The following is a 17,714-nucleotide window of genomic DNA, read 5'->3' as shown; positions in this document are numbered from 1 at the left end:
CGGTCACTGCTGGTCCTCCAGGTCGCCCTCGCTGGCCAGGTACGTCTCGTGCAGCCGGTCGAGGGTGGCCGGCTCGGGCGCGGCCCACAGCCCACGCTCGGCTGCCTCGAGCAGGCGCTCGGCGATGCCGCGCAGCGCCCACGGGTTGGACTCCGCCAGGAAGGCGCGCGTCGTGTCGTCGAACAGGTACGCCTCGGCGAGCCGCTCGTACATCCAGTCGTCGACGACCCCGGCGGTGGCGTCGTAGCCAAACAGGTAGTCCACCGTGGCGGCCAGCTCGAAGGCGCCCTTGTAGCCGTGCCGGCGCATCGCGGCGATCCAGCGCGGGTTGACCACCCGGGCCCGGAACACCCGGCGGGTCTCCTCGCCGAGGCTGCGGGTACGCACGTCGTGCGGCAGCGCCGAGTCGCCGACGTACGCGGCCGGGGCGGCGCCGGTGAGGTGGCGGACCATCGCCACCATCCCGCCGTGGTACTGGAAGTAGTCGTCGGAGTCGACGATGTCGTGCTCGCGGGTGTCCTGGTTCTTCACGGCGACGGCGATCCGGGCGAAGGAGCGCTCCATGTCGGCCCGCGCCTCCCGCCCGTCCAGCCCGGCCCCGTACGCGTAGCCGCCCCAGACCGCGTACACCTCGGCGAGGTCGGCATCGGTGCGCCAGTTCCGGGCGTCGATGAGCGGCAGCAGCCCGGCCCCGTACGCCCCCGGTTTCGAGCCGAAGACGCGGGCGGTGGCCCGCCGTTCGTCGCCGTGCTCGGCGACGTCCGCGTCCACGTGCGCCTTCACGTAGTTGTCGGCGGCCGGCTCGTCCAGCGCGGCGACCCGCCGGACCGCGTCGTCGATCAGGGCGACCACCTGCGGGAAGGCGTCCCGGAAGAACCCGGAGATACGGACGGTGACGTCGATCCGCGGGCGGCCGAGCTCGGCCAGCGGCACCACCTCGACGCCGGTAACCCGCCGGGATCCCCCGTCCCAGGTGGGCCGGCAGCCGAGCAGGGCGAGAATCTCGGCGATGTCGTCACCCTGGGTGCGCATGGCGCTGGTCCCCCAGACGGTGAGCCCGACCGAGCGGGGGTACACCCCGGTGTCGGCGCGGTGCCGGGCGAGCAGCGAGTCGGCGAGGGCCACCCCGACGTCCCAGGCGTTGCGGCTGGGAATGGCCTTCGGGTCGACGGAGTAGAAGTTGCGGCCGGTCGGCAGCACGTTGACCAGTCCCCGGGTGGGTGACCCGGACGGGCCAGGCGGGACGAACCGGCCGTCGAGCGCGCCGAGCACCCGGCCGATCTCGTCGGCGGTGCGGTCCAGCCGCGGCACCACCTCGCGGGCGGCGAAGCGCAGCACCTCGACCGCGTCGGGCACGGCCCCGCCGACCACCTCCTGGACCACCGCGTCCGCCTTGGCGCCGTCCCAGCCGAGCGTCTCCATGCCGAGGACCAACCGGCGGGCGAGGGCCTCGATCAGGTCGACGGCGTCGGCGGCGGTGGCGGCCGGGCCGTCGACCGCCTCGGTGAGCGCCACCGGCACGGCGATCCGCTCCCCGGGCGCGGCAAGCAGCGCCGCCTCGTCGAGGCCGACGTGCCCGGCGAGGGCCTGGCGCAGCCCCGGCAGGGCGCGCACGCCGCCCCAGACCTGCGGGGCGCGCAGCACGGCGAGGACCAGGTTGACCCGCGCCTCGCCGGTCGGCGCCTCGGCCAGCACGTGCAGGCCGTCGCGGATCTGCACGTCCTTGACCTCGCAGAGGTACCCGTCCAGGTGCAGCACGAAGTCGTCGAAGTCGTCCTCGGCGGGCATCTCCGCCTGGTGCAGGTCATGGTGCAGCTGCGCCTCCCGCACCAGGTCCCAGATCTGCCGCTGGACCGTGGGCACCTTGGCCGGGTCGAGGGCCTGCACGGTGGCGTACTCGTCGAGGAGCTGTTCGAGCTTGGCGAGCTCGCCGTACGTCTCGGCGCGGGCCATCGGCGGGACGAGGTGGTCCACGACGACGGCGTGGGCGCGGCGCTTGGCCTGCGTGCCCTCGCCGGGGTCGTTGACGATGAACGGGTAGACCAGCGGGAGGTCGCCGAGCACCGCGTCGGGGGCGCAGTCGGCGGCCAGCCCGAGCCCCTTGCCGGGCAGCCATTCCAGGGTGCCGTGCTTGCCGAGGTGGACCACGGCGTCCGCGCCGAAGCCGCCGTCGCCGACCGGCGCGGCCAGCCACCGGTACGCGGCCAGGTAGTGATGGCTGGGCGGCAGGTCCGGGTCGTGGTAGATGGCGACCGGGTTCTCCCCGAAGCCGCGGGGCGGCTGGATCAGCAGCACCACGTTGCCGAAGCGCAGCCCGGCGAGGACGAGGTCGCCGCCGTCGGTGTAGAGCTGCCCCGGCGGCTCGCCCCAGTGCTCGCGCATCCGCTCCCGCAGCCCGGCCGGGAGCGCGTCAAACCAGCGCCGGTAGGTTCCCCCCGGCACCCGGGCCTCGGCGGCGGCGAGCTGCTCCGGGGTGAGCCACTCGACGTCGTGCCCGCCCGCGGCGATCAGCGCGTGGATCAGCGCGTCCCCGTCGTCCGGCACCGGCCCGGCGCCGAGGTCGTAGCCGGCGTCGGCGAGGGCGGCGAGCAGGCGGACCGCCGAGGCCGGGGTGTCCAGGCCCACCGCGTTGCCGACCCGGGAGTGCTTCGTCGGGTACGAGCTGAGCACGACGGCCAGCCGCTTGTCGGCGTTCGACAGGTGCCGCAGCCGGGCCTGCCGGACGGCGATGCCGGCGACCCGGGCTGCCCGCTCCGGGTCCGGGTCGTAGACCGAGAGCCCGTCGGCGTCGATCCGCTTGAACGAGAACGGCACGCTGACGATCCGGCCGTCGAACTCGGGGATGGCCACCTGCATGGCCGCGTCCAGCGGGGACAGTCCGGCGTCGCTGGCCGCCCACCGGTCGCGGGTGCTGGTCAGGCAGAGCGCCTGGAGGATCGGCACGTCCAGGGCGGCGAGCGCGCCGACGTCCCAGGCGTCCTCGTCGCCCCCGCCGGAGGCGTCCGCGGCGACCGTGCCGCCGGCCGCCAGCACCGTCACCACCAGGGCGTCGCAGCGGGCGAAGAGGGCCATCGGCCCGTCGCCGGGGGTGAGCCCGCGCAGCGAGCCGCAGAAGATCGGCAGCGGGTGCCCGCCGGCGGCGGTGACCGCGTCGGCCAGGGTCTCGACGAACGCGGTGTTCCCGGCCAGGGCGTGCGCCCGGTAGAAGACGATCCCGACGGTGGGCCGCCCGTCCCCCGCCGGCCCGGGGTCGGGGCCGAGGAGGCCGTAGGGCGGGGTGGGGGCGGGCGGGGCGAAGCCCTCGCCGGTGAGCAGCACCGTGTCGGAGAGGAACCGGGCCAGCTCGGCGAGGTTGCCCGGGCCGCCCTCCACCAGGTAGGCGAGGGCCTCGGCGGCCACCCCGGCGGCCACCGTGGACGCCGCCATCAGCTCCGCGTCGGGCAGCGCCTCACCGCCGAGCACCGCGGTCGGCACGCCGGAGGCGAGCACCGCGGCCAGGCCGTCCGGCCACGCCTGCCGGCCGCCGAGCAGGCGTACGACGGCCAGGTCGACGCCGTCGAGCAGCGCGGGCACGGCGTCGGCGGCGACCCGCGCGGGGTTGGCCAGCCGGTAGTCCGCGCCGCTGGCGCGGGCGGCGAGCAGGTCGGTGTCGGCGGTGGACAGCAGCAGGATGCGCACGGACGGCTCCGGAGCGTGAGCCCGGCGGCGCGACGGGGCCGGCGGCGGGCGGGGATGGGCGCGGGTTCAGCGGGTACGCGGGCCCGGCGGGCGGTTCACCGACGGCGGATCGGCGGGGGACGCCCGACCGGGGGCGAAACCGGCGGGGCGGAACTCAGCGGTGGACGGCGCGGCCGCGTTCGGCGGCGGGCTCGGCGATGACGCCAGATGCCCCTGCGGCACCCGGGCGGGCGGCGGCGCGGCGAACGGTCGGGTACGCGGGAGCGCCACCGGCCCGCGGCGCGGTGGGGTGAGCGGTCAGCGGCGCGCGGGTGCGCGCCGGCCGGATACGACGATCACCGTCGATGGCGGAAAGGCCGTGCATCGGGTCCTCCTCGGGTGTCCACGCCCTGGGGTTCGCCGACGGCCGAAGTATCCTGGCTCCCGGATCGACGCTCTCCCCCGGCCTTCCAACCGCGCACGCACGGCCGTGACTCACGAGGGGGGATCGCTCCCCGGTGACAGTGGCGGGACCGCGCCGGATTCACACCGGCTTCCTTCACTGCCGTCTGGCCGCGAATGCTGCCACAGCCTCCGGCCCTGGGTCAACGGCGGGTCCGACCTGCCTCCGCGCCCCTCGGCAATGGACAGCTGTCGATCAGCCGAACTGGCGGTCAGCTCCGGTCACAATGGCGTGCATCGATCAGCGGCGCGAATTTTCCGTCGCCCCGAAACCCATCACCGGAAGCGTTTCCGCCCATTGACCCCGCACCGTTCGGGAATCACGTCCGTGCTGGCGGGACGGCCGGGAACGGATCGGGCCGATAGCATCGCGGTCGACTGCGGACCGGAGGTCCGCCCGGGCGAGAGGAATGGCGCCATCGACACCCTGACGCCCCGACAGTTGGCCGGCCGGGTCTGGTTGTTCCCCGGCGATCCCGACCCGTACGCGGTCCGTCCGACCGTGGCGGTCGTCGCCGACGAGCGCGGGAGTGTGATCGTCGACGCGGGGCAGAGCCCGGCCCACGCCCGCGAGATCCGGGCCGGGCTGCGCGCGGCCGGGCTGCCGGAGCCCCGTTGGCTGGTCTACACCCACCACCACTGGGACCACGTCTGGGGCGCCTGCGCCTGGCCCGGCGTCGAGATCGTCGGGCACGAGGCCGGTGTCGCGCCGCTGCGTGCCGAGGCGGCTCGGCCGTGGAGCCACCGCTACCTGCGCGAGCAGGTCCGCGAGAACCCCCGGCTCGGGCACAGCTTCCGGGCCCGGGCCCTGGCCGTGGACTCCTGGGAGGGCTTCACCGTCCTGCCACCGACCCGCACCTTCACCGACGAGCTGACCCTGCCCACCGGGGTCGTGGTCCGGCACGTGGGCGGCCGGCACGCCCCGGACTCGTCGGTGGTGCTGGTGCCGGACTCGGGGGTGCTGCTGCTCGGCGACTGCTGGTACCCGCCGCCGGCCCATCTGCGTACTCCGGAGGACGAGCCCGACCTGGCGATGGCGCGCGGCCTGCTCACCGACGACGTCGAGTGGTACGCCTCGGCACACGACGAGCCGGTGCGGCTGGCCGAGGCGCGGGCCGCGCTGGCCGGCTGACCGGCACCACGCCGCACGGGGCCCCACGACGCGGCGGCCCGGCTTATCCTCGGTCGATGCGGGACCGCCGGGTGATTCTGTTGTGGACCGGGTTCGCGCTGGCCGCCGCGGTCTCCGTCGCGCTGGTGGCACGTCGCCCGGACCACCTCTCCGACCTGCACATCTACTACGGGGCGCTGACCGACCTGCGGGCCGGGCGGCCGCTGTACGGGTACGTCGCGGAGAACGGGGGCCCGTTCACCTATCCCCCGTTCGCGGCGCTCGTGCTGGCGCCGATCACCGTGGTCCCGGAGTCCGTGCTGGGCGTGGCCTGGCTGCTGCTGACGGTCGCGGCCGTGGTCGCCATCGCCGTACCGGTCGGTGGGGTGCTGGCGCCCGAGCGGTCCCGGCGGCCGCTGATCGTGGCGGCGGTCGCCACGGCGCTGATGCTCTCCGCGCCGGTGCAGAGCAACCTGCGCTTCGGCCAGGTGAGCATCTTCATCGTGCTGCTGTCCCTGCTGGACGGCATGGGGGTCGTTCCGCCCCGCTGGCGCGGGGTGCTGGTCGGGCTGGCCGCGGCGATCAAGCTGACCCCGCTGCTCTTCGTGGCGTACTTTCTGGTCAGCGGCCGCTACCGGGACGCCGGTCGGGCGGTGGCCACCTTCCTGGCGGCGGCGGGGGTAGCCGCGGCGGTGCTGCCCGCGGAGAGCTGGACCTACTGGACCGGGACCGTGTTGCAGACCTCCCGGATCGGCGACCTCGCGTCGCTGGGCAACCAGTCGCTGCACGGGATGCTGCTCCGCGTCGGCGTCGCCCCGGCCACCCTTCCGCTGCTCTGGGCCGCGCTGGTGGGCGTCATCTGCGCGGTGGCGCTGCTGCGGGCCCGGCAGCTCACCGGGCACGGCCGGCCGGGGCACGCCGCCGTGCTGGTCGGCTGCGCCACCGTGGCCGCCTCCCCGGTGTCCTGGACCCACCATCAGATCTGGCCGGTGCTGGCCGCCATGCTGCTGGTCGGCGCGTCCGGGGTGGCCCGCCGGGTGGCCGGCGCCGCCCTGCTGGTGGCCATGGTGGTGTCCCTCGGCGCGGCGCTGGGCCCGGTGTCGGCCCGGCCCGGCGTGCAGTTCCTGCTGGAGAACGCCCGGGCGCTCGGCGTCGGCGCGCTCTGCCTCCTCGGGTTCGGCGGCGTCGCGGTCACCGCCACCCGGGCACACCGCCGCACCGCCGACCGGGCCTGGCTGCGGGTGGGCGTGGCCGCCGCCGCGGCGCTGGCGTTCTTCGCCGTGCAGCCGCTCCCGGCGGGGGCGGACCCCACGTTCAAGGCGTACGACCTCGACGACGTGGCGAACCCCCGATACTTCTTCGTCTGCCAGGGACCCGCCGAGTGCGCCGCGTACGGCGGGGATGCGGCGGTCACCTTCGGCACGGCCGTCGAGCCGACGAAGGTCCGGGTCAACGGGGTGGTCTCCGCGCGGGTGGCTCGGTTGGCCTACTACTCGGCGCCGGGCGGGGCACCCCGGGCCATCCCGCTGCTCGACGCCTACCCAGGGTCGCGGATCTTCTCGTTCCGCGCCGCGACCATGACGCATGGCCGGCTGGTCGCGTACGCGGCCGACGGTCGCCCGATCGCCACCTACGACGACGAGCTGGCGGCGGCGTTCCGCGTGCGCCGCTGACCCGGCCGGCAGCCGGTCAGCGGGCCCGCCGCTCCGGGTGGGCCCGGTTCCAGGCCCGCATCCGCTCGGGGTAGCCGGTGCGGGCCGCCTCGTACAGCGGGATCGCGTGCCGCTGGGCGATCTTCCCGGCGGCCCGGGGCGAGCCAGTGCGGCGGCGGATCCACTCGCCGTCGTGGGCGATGGCGACCACCGTGGTGTCGGTTGCCGTGGTCTCCGGCTCCAGGTAGAACTCCACCCCGCGGCGGCTGGTCACGAAGGCCTCCAGCGCGGCCAGGTCCTCCGCGGTGGCCTCGCGGTCGAGCTTGGTCGGGGTCGTCCGGTCGGCGCCCCGTCGGCGGAACCAGCCCATGCTGGTCTCCTCTCCTCGGCGTCCCGCCCAGTGCAGCACCGTCACCTGACAGCCACCTGGGAGCGCCGTGGGAGTCCGCTGACCGGCGGTGATCCGCCGCGACCTGCGGTGGCCCGAGCCGATCAGTCCTGGCTCGTCGCCGCCGGCGGGCGGAGCACCGGGACCAGCGCCAGGGTGGGCAGCAGCAGGAGCGGCACGACGCCGAGGGCGTGCAGGATGCCCAGGTGGTCGCCGAGGAAGCCGAGCAGCGGCGGCCCGCCCAGGAAGGCCGTGTAGCCGATCACGGCGACCACACTGACCCGGGCCGGCGCCCGGTCCTCGTCGTCGGCGGCGGCGCTCATCCCGACCGGGAAGCCGAGCGACGCCCCGATCCCCCAGAGCGCCACGCCGACCACGGCCAGCGGCCCGGAGCCGGCCAGAACGGCCAGAGCGGCGCCGGCGGCGGCCAGCCCGATGGTGCCGAACAGCACCCGCACCCGGCCCCACCGGTCGATGGCGATCGTGCCGGCGGTTCGGCCGAGCGTCATGCCGACCACGAAGACGCCGAAGACGGTGGCGCCGACCGCCTCGCTGACGCCGTACCCGTCGACGAACGCCACCGCCAGCCAGTCGTTGGCGCTGCCCTCGGTGAAGGCCATGACCAGCACCAGCAGGCCGATGAGCAGGGTGCGCGGCTCCCGCCAGGTGGCCAGCAGCGCCCGCCGCCGGGACGCCGGATCCGCCGCCGTGCCCTCCGCCTCGGCGGGGGCGGGCAGGAACGCGCGGGCGCCGAGCAGCGTGCCGACCAGGACCACGGCGGCGAGCGCGGGCAGGTGCGCCCCGACCGGTACGCCCAGCCGGGCGGCCCCGGCGCCGATCCCCGCCCCGGCCACCGAGCCGAGGCTCCACGCCGCGTGGAACCGGGGCATGATGGTCCGGCCGAGGCGCTTCTCCACCGCCGCGCCCTCGACGTTCATCGCCACGTCGCAGGTGCCGGAGCCGTAGCCGAAGGCGAAGAGCCCGACCGCCACCCCGGCGATCGAGCCGAGCAGGCTGGCGGAGACCCCGGCGACGACCGTGCCGAACGCGACGAGCAGGACCGACGCCGCCACCGTCCGGGCCGGTCCGAGCCGCTGGGTGACCAGCCCGGCGGTCGGCATCGCCAGCACCGCGCCGAGCGACAGGGTCAGCAGCAGCAGGCCGAGCCGCCCGGTGCTGAGCCCGAGCGCCTCCCGCACCGCCGGCACCCGGGAGAACCAGGTGCCCACCGCGAGCCCGTTGAGGGCGAACACGACCGCCACCCCGGTCCGGGCGGCCAGGACCGCCCGGGGCACCACCGGCCGGTCGACGGCCGATGCGTTGATGGTGCTGCTCACCGCGTTGTCTCCCTCTTCCCTGGGCTGCCCGACGACCATCCCACCTCTGAGAGCGCTCACACGACAAGCGCTTTCACCCTTAACGGTGGCGGCCCGGACCCGGCATGATGGCCGACAGTGGCCAAGTGCAGGGGCAACGGCCGGGCAGGAGGCAGAGACATGGGTACGCCGACGGCACGTCCCGCCACCCTCGACGACGTCGCCCGCGCGGCCGGGGTGTCGCGGGCCACCGCCTCCCGGGTGCTGGGCGGCTACGGGTTCGCCTCGCCGGCCGCCCGGGGCCGGGTCACCGCCGCCGCCGACCGCCTCGGCTACGTGCCGAACACGGCCGCCCGCGCTGGTCCGGGGCGCCGGGGTGCGGCTGGTGGTGGCCGTCGCCGGCACCGACGCCACGATCCTCGACGACCCGTACGTGGACCGGGTGGTGAGCGCGGCGGCCCGGGTCTGCGCCCCGCAGGGCGTGGGGGTCGCCCTGGAGTGGCTGCCGCGGAACGCCCCCGCCAACCTGCGCCGGCTCGGCGACGACCGCAGCGTCTGCGGGGTGCTGCTGATCAACACCACCGAGCGGGTGCTCGACGCGGTGCCCGCCACGCTGCGCGGCCGGATCGCCTCGATCGGCATCGGCTCGGCCGCCGTCCCCTCCTTCGACGTGGACAACGTCGCCGGCTCCGACGCGGTGCTGCGCCACCTGCACGCCGGCGGTCGCCGCCGGATCGTCATGGTCACCGGTCCCCGCTGGCTCAGCTGCGCGGAGCGGTCGGTGACCGCGTACCAGGTGTTGATGCGGGCGGCCGGGCTGCCGGTACGCCTGGTGACCGGCGACTTCACCGCCGCGCGGGGCGGCCGGGCCGCGCTGGAGGCGCTCACCCGCTGGCCGGACACCGACGCGATCTACGCGGCGAGCGACAGCACCGCGCTGGGCGCGATCGCCGCGCTGCGCGGGCGCGGGATCCGGGTGCCGCACGACGTGGCGGTGGCCGGCTTCGACGACATCCCGTACGCGGCGGTCAGCAGTCCGGCGTTGACCACCGCCACCCACCCGGTCGGCCGGATCGCCACGGCGGCGGCCACGGCGGTGCTGGAGGGTGGGCGGGTGCCGCCGGTCACCGCCTTCCCGTCGACACTGGTCGCCCGGGAGAGCGCCTGACCCGGCCCGCGCGGCCGCGCCGACCCGGGCACCGCCCGCCGACCCCGGCCCGGTCCAGTGGCTGACCCGGCGCGCCCCCGGCGGCCGAGCCGACGGGACCGGGCGACCCGGTGGGAGCGGATGGCGCGGCGGTTGAGCCGGCACCAGCCGGGTATGCGCCGCCGGACCGACCGACGACAGAGGGGCGAGCATTGACCGAGCCCGCGCCGCCGCACCGGCAGCCCGAGGAGGGGCACCGGCACGGCCGGCTGACCGCCCGCCCCGTTGCGGTGGCCGTGCCCGGTCCGACCGGGCTGACCGCGGTCGCCGATCCGGAGGGCGGGGCGCCGGCCCTGCGGTACGCCCCGGCTGACGGCGCCGGGCCGTACCGGGTGGTGGTGCTGCTGCACGGCGCCGGCGGCTCGGCTCGACAGGGGCTGGACCTGCTGCTCCCGCTGGCCGACGCGCACCGGCTGCTGCTGGTCGCCCCGCAGGCCACCGCCAGCAGCTGGGACCTGATCGCCGAGGGGTACGGCCCGGACGTCCGCCGGATCGACGCGCTGCTGGGTGAGGTGCTCCGGGCGTACCCGGTGGCCGGGGTGATCCTGGGCGGCTTCTCCGACGGGGCGTCGTACGCCCTCTCGCTGGGCCTGACCAACGGCGACCTGGTCGACGCGGTCCTGGCCTTCTCCCCCGGGTTCGCCGCGCCGCTGGTCACCCACGGCCGGCCGCGGATCTTCGTGTCGCATGGCACCGACGACCGGGTGCTGCCGGTGGACGTGTGCAGCCGGCGGCTGGTGCCCCGCCTGCACAGCCTCGGCTACCCGACCAAGTACGCCGAGTTCCCGGGCGGCCACGAGGTGCCGGCGGAGATCCGGCAACGGGCGGTGGACTGGCTGGTGGCCTGAGCGCGGGTCAGTGCGGGGGCCCGGCGACGGCCGTGTCGACCCGGGTGAGCACCGACGCGTCGTCGTCGGCGCCGACCCCGCGCATCAGGTCGATCGCGGTGGCCCGGACCTGGCCGATGATCATGGCGAGGGGCAGCGTCTGCCCCGGAGTGAAGAGCCGGCCGGCCGACCGGACCGCCTCCAACGCGGCCGCGTCCACCCGCTCGGCATGCCGGTCGGCGATCTCGTCCTGCCCGGTCAGGTCGGCGGCGAGCGCGTCCCCGGCCGAGCGGACCGCCTCGGCCAGGGTCCGCACGGCGGCCCCCAGCTCGGCTGGCACCGGCGCCGGACCCCGGGTGAGGGTGACCGCGGCGCGAGCCAGCACCCGCACGTTGCGCACCGCGTAGTCGATCTGCCGGATCGAGCTCTCCACCGAGCGCAGCCGCCCGAGATGCTGGCGGCGCCGTACATGGAGCCAGAGCGCCTCCCCGGCGGCCTGCACCGCCCCGCGCAGCCGTTCCACCCCGGCGTCGGCGTGCCGGGCCCGCTCCAGCGCGGCCAGCGCCGCCTCGTCGTCGGTCCGGTCGAGCGCCGCCGCGATCTCGTCGAGCACCCCGGCCAACTCCTCGAAGGTGTGCCGGAACTCGGCGACCAGCGGAGCGAGCGGGCGGCGGGCGTCGATGAGCTGGCTCGCCACGATGGCCACCCCACCACCGATCAGCGCGTCGACGAACCGGAACGGGACCAGCGTCTCGGTGGGCGGCGCCACGACCACCAGGTAGAGGGCGGACACGGCGGCCTGCACCACGGTGACGGAACTGGCGCCCACCGCCACCGCGAGGGCCACGGTGAGCAGGATGACGGTGAACACGGTCCAGCTGGTGTGCGGGCCGAGCGCCTGCACGACCACGTCGGCGACGAGCACCCCGGCGGCCACCCCGAGCACCACCTCGACGGCCCGGCGCAGCCGTTGGCCGCGGGCCTGGCCGAGCACGATCAGCGCGGCGGCCGGTGCGAAGAACGGCTGCGGGTGGCCGACCAGCCGGGTGGCAAGGATCCAGGCGACGGTGGCGGCGAGGGTCGCCTCGAGCGCCGGCAGCCAGCCGCGCCGCAGCCGCCCCACGGCCTCCCGGACGGCTGCTCGGGGTCGCGGCGTGGCGTCAGACCCGCCGAGCCGGAGTGCTCCGGCCCTGCCCCACCACGCCATCGCCGCCTCCCGTCGCCGCCTCGACCCACCTATGGTGCGCCGCGACCGGACCAGCCGCAGCGGCCGGGCTCACCCGCGGCGAGTGGCCTCTTTCACGAACGGAGACAATGGCGTGCTGCGCCAGCCGCAGCGGGCCCGCCGGCCGCAGGCCGGTCTCCTCCCACAGCTCGCGCAGCGCCGCCTCCTCGATGGTTTCGCCCGGCTCCCAGTGCCCGCCGGGCAGGCCCCACACGTTCGGGTGGTGGGGGGCGTGCGCGTCGCGGAGTTGCAGCAGCAGCCGGCCGGCGCGGTCGACCAGCAGGACACAGGCGATCGGGTGCATCCGGCCAACCTAGTACGCCGCGCCCGGCCGCTCACTCCCCCGTGGATTCGGCGTACTCGGTGAGGACGGCGTCGAGCATCTGCCGGGCCTCGGCGGCGCGGACCGGGTCGGGATTGTCGAGGGTGATGAGGGCCTTCCAGAGCACCCAGCCCCGCCCGCGGGCCCAGGTCGCGTCGTCCACGCCGAGAGTGGCGCGGAACGCCGCCCGGCTCGGGCCCGCCAGCAGCGTCCAGGCGATGGCCAGGTCGCAGGCCGGGTCGCCCATCCCGCAGCAGCCGAAGTCGATGACCGCGGCCAGCCGGCCGTCCCGTACGAGCAGGTTGCCCCAGGCGACGTCGCCGTGGAACCAGACCGGCGGGCGGGTCCAGGTCGACCGCATCGCGGTGGCCCAGATCCGGTTCACGGTGTCGGTCGGGATCCGGTCGCCGAGCAGCTCGACCGCCCGTCGGGTCTCCCCGTCGTAGGTGGCCAGCGGGGCGCCCCGGAACGCGCTGTGCGCGCCGGCCGGCGGGCCGCCAGCCGGCTCGGTGCGGTGCAGGGCGGTGAGGAAGCCGGCGAGGTCGGTGGCGAACCGGATCGGGTCGCCGATCCGCGCGGCGGTGGCGGTCTCGCCCTCGATCCAGCGGTGGACCGACCAGGGGTACGGGTAGCCCGCGCCGGGCTTCCCCTCGGCCAGCGGGCTGGGCACCGGCAGCGGCAGCCGGGGCGCGAGGACCGGCAGCCACCGCTGCTCCTTCGCCACCTGGGGCACGTACCCCGCGGCGCTGGGCAGGCGCACCGTCATCTCGTCGCCCAGGTGGAAGGTGCGGTTGTCCCAGCCACCGACCGCGACCGGCCGGACCGGGAGGTCGGCCCAGCGGGGAAACTGGCTGGCGACCAGCCGACGCACCAGCGCCACGTCGATCGGGGGGACGGGTCGCACCGTCACCGGTACGAAGCCTCGTGCTGTCGGCTCATCCCGGCATCCTCACTGCCGGTCCCGGCGTGGGCAACCGACTTCCGGAGGGACGTCCCCCGCGTTCCCACGCCCGCCAGACATACCTGACGCGGCGCAAAGGATCACCGCGGAAACTGCGAAATGGTCAACCTTTCAGAATATCGATCGCCCGGATTTTCGGGGTCGGCCGAATGGGAGAAGCGGCCGGTAAGATCGGCGACAGCCTTGTGACTGATCGCTGACTGCTGTATGTGATAGCGATCACACACACTGTGCCCATGAATACGAGACTTCCCCGCGGCCGGCCCTTCCGCCTCGCGGTGTGTCTCGCCCTCGTGGCGGCGCTGACCGGCTGCACGCAGCTCAACCTGGGGCTGACCGTGACCAGCGACGACACGGTCACCGGCCAACTCCTGCTGACCGTCGACAAAGCCGAGCTCACGTCGGTGGACCCCGGGCCGGTGCTCACCCCGCTCGACCCCAGATGGCCTGCGTTCAAGCGGTGGCGGAACAACGTACCGGCAGCCTTCGCCGAACTCCGGCGGAGCCTCCCCGCGCTACCTCCCGGAGACGAGACCTCGTACGACAACGACAAGTCCTACGGCGTTCTGATCTCCTATCACGAAAAGCCGCTGTCGCATTTCAACAGCGCGGGCGTGAATCTGGCCCGGGACGGCGATCTCCATCGCTTCACTCTCTCGCTGGACCCCACCAAATACGGTGAGAAAGCGACCCAGTACGACCCGCAGACCCAGCAGAAGGCACTGCAGTCGATGTCGATCGACATATCGGTGACCTTCCCCGGTCGGGTGATCGAGACCAACGGCACGCTCGTCGGCCGGTCGGTGAGCTGGAAGCTGATCGCCAACCAGCCCAAACCCGCGGAGCTGCGGGCCGTCGCCGAGGTGCCGACGACGCCGTCCGCCGCGGCCGCCCCGGCCTCCAGCCGCTCCTTCCCCTGGCTCCTGATCGTCGGCGGGGTGGTCGTCCTGCTGCTGGTCGCCGGGGTCGTCGTACTCCTGCTCCGGCGCCCGCGCGGCCCGGTCGCCGCCGCCCCCACCGCCACCACCCCCGCGCCGACGACCCCGGCCGACCATCCGGGGCCGGTCTGACCGGCGCGACCCGCCACCCTGGGCGGCCCAACCCGCACCATTCGGCCGCCGCACCACCCACCCCGACCGCACCACCGCACCATCCCGAAGGGAGATCGCCGTGAACGATCTCTTCACCTTTGCCGCCCTGGGCACCCTGACCGGCGCCACCGCCGCCACCCTGCTGGCCACCAACGTCGTCGGCGGCCTGATCGGCCCGAACGGCGACAAGGCGCGCAAGTGGATCGCGCTGGGGATGGCCCTGGCGCTGTCGTACCTCACCGCGGCGTTCGCCGACGACGCCGGCCCGGAGAAGTGGATCGTCGCGTTCTTCAACGGGCTGGTCATCTTCTCCGCCGCGCTCGGCGTCAACCAGCTGCCGCCGGGCAACCGGCAGGCGACCAGCGCGTCGCCCACCCAGCTCGCGCAGGGACGCGAGCCCCGCTACATCCGCTCGTGGGTCTGAGGGAGGTGACCGGAGATGGTCTTCGGCATCGTCAGCGCCGCCGTCCACATCGTCCTCGGCGCCCTGCTCGGCCAGTGGGCCGGCGGCACCCTCGGCCTGGTGATCGGCGCGGTGGTCGGACTGCTCGTCGGCGCGCCCTTCGGCTGGGCGGTCGCCGCGGCCGGCAGCTACGGCGCGGATCCGAAGGGGATCTTCCTCTTCGTGGTCGATCACACCTGGAGCCTGCTCAACACGGTGGTCGGGGCGATCTACCTGGCCCTGCACCTGGTGTTCGGGCACCAGCTCGACCGGGTCGTCTCCGCCGCCAGCGGCCGGGTCAACGTGGTCGAGGGGGTCTCGCCCCGGTACGCCACCACCATCGGCACGGTCTGCGCCGGGTCCAGCCCGGGCATCCAGCGGCACGAGGACGTGCACATCCTCCAGGCCCGGCTGCTCGGGCCGCTCTACCTGCCGCTGGTCGTGCTCAACTACGTGCTGTTCACGATCGCCCCGGTGTGGCTGCTCTGGCACGACCGCACCAACGCGCCGATCAACGGGTTCACCCGGTACTTCGAGATCGGCGTCTACCCGCACGTGTGGAACGAGGCCATCGCGTACCGGATCCAGGGGACCCCGCCGCGATGACCGGTGCGATCGAGGCGGCCGTCGCCGACCTGGCGGCCTGGCTGACCGGGGCGGCGGGCGACCCCGTCCCGGTCGGCCCGCCCCGCGACGAGCCGGCGGACGGACTGACCGTCTGGCCGCTGGAGCTGCGGCCGGCGCGGCAGACCATGGGCAGCGGCGGGGCGCGCGAACCGTACCGGTTCGTGGTCCGGCTGCTGGTCAGCGGCGCCGGACCGGCCGCGCTGCCCGCGCTGGACCGGGTGCTCGCCGCCGCCGCGACGGCCGGCGCGCCGGAGGTGGTGCTGACCGCCGGCGACCCCGCCCTGTGGCGGGCGTTCGGCGTGGCGCCCCGGCCGGCGCTGCTGGTCGACGTGCCCGCGCAGATCGCCCGGCCGCGGCCGCCCGCGCCGCCGGTGCGGCACCCGCTGCGGCTGCGCCAGCTGGACATGCGCACCCTCGACGGCCGGGTGGTCGGGCCGGAGCGGCAACCGCTCGCCGCCATGCGGGTCGAGCTGGTCGGCACCCCGTACGCCACGGAGACCGACCACGCCGGCCGGTTCCGGCTGGTCGGCGTCCCGCACGACCCCGACGACCCCGGCCGGCCGGTCCGGGTCCGGCTGGTCGGCCGGGGCCGCACCCTCACCGCCGACCTCGATCCCGCCGACCCCGACCTCGTCATCGTCTGCGCCCCCGACTGAGCCGTCTCCTCAAGGAGGACCGATGCCCACCTACTTCTCCCCCGGCATCTACGTCGAGGAGGTGCCCAGCGGCGCCCGCCCGATCGGGCCGGTCGGCACCAGCACCGCCGCCTTCGTCGGGGTCGCGCCGAACCGCACCGCCCACGTCGACCAGGCGCTCGCGGTGAACAGCTGGTCGGAGTTCCTCCGGCTGTACGCCGACGGCGCGGACCTGGCGAGCACGCCCCTCGCGCGGGCGGTGTTCGGCTTCCTCGACAACGGCGGCACCCGCTGCTGGGTGGTCAACGTCGGCGAGGGCGGCCAGCTCACCGGCACCGGCGGGCGGCGCAGCGGGCTGCAACTGCTGGAGGCCGTCGACGAGATCTCCATCCTCGCCGCCCCCGGCTACCACGACCCGGTGTCCCACGAGGCGCTGATCAGCATGGCCGAGCGGCTGCGCACCATGGTGGCGATCTGCGACCCGCCGCCGGACGTCGACGACATCTCCGGGCTCACCCGGGTCGCCACGCCGGGCAAGCCGCCCGGCAAGCCCACCGAGGGTACGCCGAAACCCGCCGACGACGACGGGCCAACCGCGTACCGGCCCCGACAGTCGGACTTCGCCACCTTCTACTTCCCCTGGATCCGAGTACGCGACCCGCTCAGCGGCGAACTGGTGCTCACCCCGCCCAGCGGGCACGTGGCCGGCATCTGGGCCCGCACCGACGCGTTGCGCGGCGTGCACAAGGCCCCGGCGAACGAGCCGGTACGCGGCGCCGTCGACCTGGCCTGTCTGGTCACCCGCCCCGAGCACGACGTGCTCAACCCCAAGGGCGTCAACGTGATCCGCTACTTCGCCGGGGAGGGCATCCGGCTCTGGGGCGCCCGGACGCTCGCCGCCGAGGCCAGCGAGTGGCGCTACCTGAACGTGCGGCGGCTCTCCATCGCCATCGAGCAGGCCATCGCCAACGGCACCCGGTGGATGGTCTTCGAGCCGAACGACTACACGCTCTGGCGCTCGATCCGGCGGGACATCGGGGCGTTCCTCACCCGGGTGTGGCGCGACGGCGCGCTGCTCGGGCGTACGCCGGAGGAGGCGTTCTTCGTCAAGTGCGACGAGGAGACCAACCCGGCCGACGTCCGCGACGCCGGCATGGTGGTCGCGCACATCGGCATCGCGGTGGTCAAGCCGGCGGAGTTCGTGGTGTTCAAGCTGAGCCAGTGGGCTGGCGGCACCGAGACCGAGACGATCGGAGGCTGACATGCCGACCACGGCCACCCCGCAGCCGGGCGCCCCCGTCGACCCCTACCGGGCGTACCACTTCAAGCTGCTCATCAACGGGATCACCAACGGGCACTTCACCGAGGTCAGCGGCTTCGAGGTGAACATCCCGTCGCTGGCCTACCGGGAGGCCGGCAACGAGCGGATCCGGGCCGTCCCCGGGCAGGTCGAGTATGCCCCGGTCACGCTCCGCTTCGGGCTCACCTCGTCGCGCGAGCTGTGGGACTGGGTGAACGCGGCGGCGAAGGGGACGGTGAGCCGGCGCAACGTCTCGGTGGTGCTGCTCGACCCGGCCGGCACCGCCGAGGTGCTGCGCTGGAACATGATCAACGCGTGGCCCACCCGGTGGCGGGGCGCGCACCTGAACACCCTCGCCCAGGAGATCGCCATCGAGGCGCTGACCCTGGCGTACGAGGGGCTGGAACTGGAGTCCGGCAGTGCGGCCGCCCCGACGACCCCGTGACTGGCTGGCCCGGGCGCTGCGCGCGACCGCCGACCACCTCGTCGCC

The 17,714-nt window shown here is 75.1% G+C and carries 16 protein-coding genes, 1 pseudogene and 1 riboswitch; of the genes and pseudogenes, 10 read left to right on the top strand and 7 right to left on the bottom strand.

The genetic code is table 11. The features are described 5' to 3' along the window. Positions 1-3: 3 nt before the first annotated feature. The gene (gene cobN, locus FXF52_RS26545) at positions 4-3,678 is read right to left on the bottom strand and encodes a cobaltochelatase subunit CobN (protein ID WP_148801060.1); all 3,675 of its coding nucleotides are present in this window, start codon (positions 3,676-3,678) and stop codon (positions 4-6) included. 154 nt (positions 3,679-3,832) lie between these two features. Next, a complete protein-coding gene (locus FXF52_RS26540) occupies positions 3,833-4,042 on the bottom strand; it encodes a hypothetical protein (protein WP_148801059.1) in 210 nt (69 codons plus the stop codon). Between the two features lie 45 nt (positions 4,043-4,087). Beyond that, a riboswitch (cobalamin riboswitch) is annotated at positions 4,088-4,217 on the bottom strand. A 230-nt stretch (positions 4,218-4,447) separates the two neighbouring features. Here FXF52_RS26540 and FXF52_RS26535 point away from each other — a divergent pair. Together FXF52_RS26535 and FXF52_RS26530 are read left to right on the top strand one after the other, a co-directional pair. After that, a complete protein-coding gene (locus FXF52_RS26535) occupies positions 4,448-5,251 on the top strand; it encodes an MBL fold metallo-hydrolase (protein ID WP_255472368.1) in 804 nt (267 codons plus the stop codon). 56 nt (positions 5,252-5,307) lie between these two features. Continuing rightward, positions 5,308-6,903 (top strand): glycosyltransferase 87 family protein, encoded by a 1,596-nt coding sequence (locus FXF52_RS26530; RefSeq protein ID WP_148801057.1) that lies wholly within the window; start codon positions 5,308-5,310, stop codon positions 6,901-6,903. 16 nt (positions 6,904-6,919) lie between these two features. Here FXF52_RS26530 and FXF52_RS26525 read toward each other — a convergent pair whose 3' ends face one another. Together FXF52_RS26525 and FXF52_RS26520 are read right to left on the bottom strand one after the other, a co-directional pair. Further along, complete coding sequence (locus FXF52_RS26525; RefSeq protein ID WP_148801083.1) at positions 6,920-7,252, bottom strand: hypothetical protein; 333 nt, start codon at positions 7,250-7,252, stop codon at positions 6,920-6,922. A gap of 122 nt (positions 7,253-7,374) precedes the next feature. Continuing rightward, positions 7,375-8,607, bottom strand: coding sequence for an MFS transporter (locus FXF52_RS26520; RefSeq protein ID WP_148801056.1), 1,233 nt, complete (start codon positions 8,605-8,607; stop codon positions 7,375-7,377). A 159-nt stretch (positions 8,608-8,766) separates the two neighbouring features. Between FXF52_RS26520 and FXF52_RS26515 the strand changes: the two are divergent. Then, a pseudogene (locus FXF52_RS26515) lies at positions 8,767-9,754 on the top strand (LacI family DNA-binding transcriptional regulator). Positions 9,755-9,945: 191 nt separating this feature from the next. After that, positions 9,946-10,641 (top strand): alpha/beta hydrolase, encoded by a 696-nt coding sequence (locus FXF52_RS26510; RefSeq protein WP_148801055.1) that lies wholly within the window; start codon positions 9,946-9,948, stop codon positions 10,639-10,641. A 7-nt stretch (positions 10,642-10,648) separates the two neighbouring features. Here the strand turns inward: FXF52_RS26510 and FXF52_RS26505 are convergent, their stop codons facing one another. From FXF52_RS26505 to FXF52_RS26495, 3 genes are read right to left on the bottom strand one after another with little or no spacing between them, the layout of a single operon-like run. Next, on the bottom strand, positions 10,649-11,743 hold the full coding sequence (locus FXF52_RS26505; RefSeq protein ID WP_255472367.1) for an aromatic acid exporter family protein: 1,095 nt from the start codon (positions 11,741-11,743) through the stop codon (positions 10,649-10,651). Between the two features lie 37 nt (positions 11,744-11,780). Further along, on the bottom strand, positions 11,781-12,149 hold the full coding sequence (locus FXF52_RS26500) for an NUDIX domain-containing protein (protein WP_148801053.1): 369 nt from the start codon (positions 12,147-12,149) through the stop codon (positions 11,781-11,783). A 31-nt stretch (positions 12,150-12,180) separates the two neighbouring features. Next, the gene (locus tag FXF52_RS26495; protein ID WP_187413707.1) at positions 12,181-13,077 is read right to left on the bottom strand and encodes an aminoglycoside phosphotransferase family protein; all 897 of its coding nucleotides are present in this window, start codon (positions 13,075-13,077) and stop codon (positions 12,181-12,183) included. Between the two features lie 287 nt (positions 13,078-13,364). Between FXF52_RS26495 and FXF52_RS26490 the strand changes: the two genes are divergently transcribed. From FXF52_RS26490 to FXF52_RS26465, 6 genes are all read left to right on the top strand, one after another. Beyond that, positions 13,365-14,198, top strand: a complete 834-nt coding sequence (locus FXF52_RS26490; protein ID WP_148801052.1) for a DUF3153 domain-containing protein — start codon at positions 13,365-13,367, stop codon at positions 14,196-14,198. 100 nt (positions 14,199-14,298) lie between these two features. Further along, on the top strand, positions 14,299-14,643 hold the full coding sequence (locus FXF52_RS26485; protein ID WP_148801051.1) for a hypothetical protein: 345 nt from the start codon (positions 14,299-14,301) through the stop codon (positions 14,641-14,643). Positions 14,644-14,658: 15 nt separating this feature from the next. Further along, complete coding sequence (locus FXF52_RS26480) at positions 14,659-15,267, top strand: glycine zipper family protein (RefSeq protein ID WP_148801050.1); 609 nt, start codon at positions 14,659-14,661, stop codon at positions 15,265-15,267. Next, a complete protein-coding gene (locus FXF52_RS26475) occupies positions 15,264-15,944 on the top strand; it encodes a carboxypeptidase-like regulatory domain-containing protein (protein ID WP_148801049.1) in 681 nt (226 codons plus the stop codon). The genes FXF52_RS26480 and FXF52_RS26475 overlap by 4 nt, the downstream gene beginning before the upstream one ends. Positions 15,945-15,966: 22 nt before the next feature. Next, positions 15,967-17,184: a phage tail sheath subtilisin-like domain-containing protein gene (locus FXF52_RS26470; RefSeq protein ID WP_148801048.1), complete on the top strand. Its 1,218-nt coding sequence runs from the start codon at positions 15,967-15,969 to the stop codon at positions 17,182-17,184. A gap of 1 nt (position 17,185) precedes the next feature. Next, on the top strand, positions 17,186-17,668 hold the full coding sequence (locus FXF52_RS26465) for a phage tail protein (RefSeq protein ID WP_148801047.1): 483 nt from the start codon (positions 17,186-17,188) through the stop codon (positions 17,666-17,668). Positions 17,669-17,714 lie beyond the last annotated feature (46 nt).

Origin of the sequence: Micromonospora sp. MP36 (genome assembly GCF_008119785.1) — a bacterium.
Classification (GTDB): Bacteria; Actinomycetota; Actinomycetes; order Mycobacteriales; family Micromonosporaceae; genus Micromonospora.
This window is presented reverse-complemented; position numbering and strand designations above follow the sequence as displayed.

What these genes read in the sequence shown, in the direction of transcription:
- FXF52_RS26540 (WP_148801059.1), bottom strand. Translation starts at nt 4,042, where the DNA reads ATGCACGGCCTTTCCGCCATCGACGGTGATCGTCGTATCCGGCCGGCG.
- FXF52_RS26530 (WP_148801057.1), top strand. Translation starts at nt 5,308, where the DNA reads ATGCGGGACCGCCGGGTGATTCTGTTGTGGACCGGGTTCGCGCTGGCC.
- FXF52_RS26525 (WP_148801083.1), bottom strand. Translation starts at nt 7,252, where the DNA reads ATGGGCTGGTTCCGCCGACGGGGCGCCGACCGGACGACCCCGACCAAG.
- FXF52_RS26500 (WP_148801053.1), bottom strand. Translation starts at nt 12,149, where the DNA reads ATGCACCCGATCGCCTGTGTCCTGCTGGTCGACCGCGCCGGCCGGCTG.
- FXF52_RS26490 (WP_148801052.1), top strand. Translation starts at nt 13,365, where the DNA reads ATGAATACGAGACTTCCCCGCGGCCGGCCCTTCCGCCTCGCGGTGTGT.
- FXF52_RS26480 (WP_148801050.1), top strand. Translation starts at nt 14,659, where the DNA reads ATGGTCTTCGGCATCGTCAGCGCCGCCGTCCACATCGTCCTCGGCGCC.
- FXF52_RS26475 (WP_148801049.1), top strand. Translation starts at nt 15,264, where the DNA reads ATGACCGGTGCGATCGAGGCGGCCGTCGCCGACCTGGCGGCCTGGCTG.
- FXF52_RS26470 (WP_148801048.1), top strand. Translation starts at nt 15,967, where the DNA reads ATGCCCACCTACTTCTCCCCCGGCATCTACGTCGAGGAGGTGCCCAGC.
- FXF52_RS26465 (WP_148801047.1), top strand. Translation starts at nt 17,186, where the DNA reads ATGCCGACCACGGCCACCCCGCAGCCGGGCGCCCCCGTCGACCCCTAC.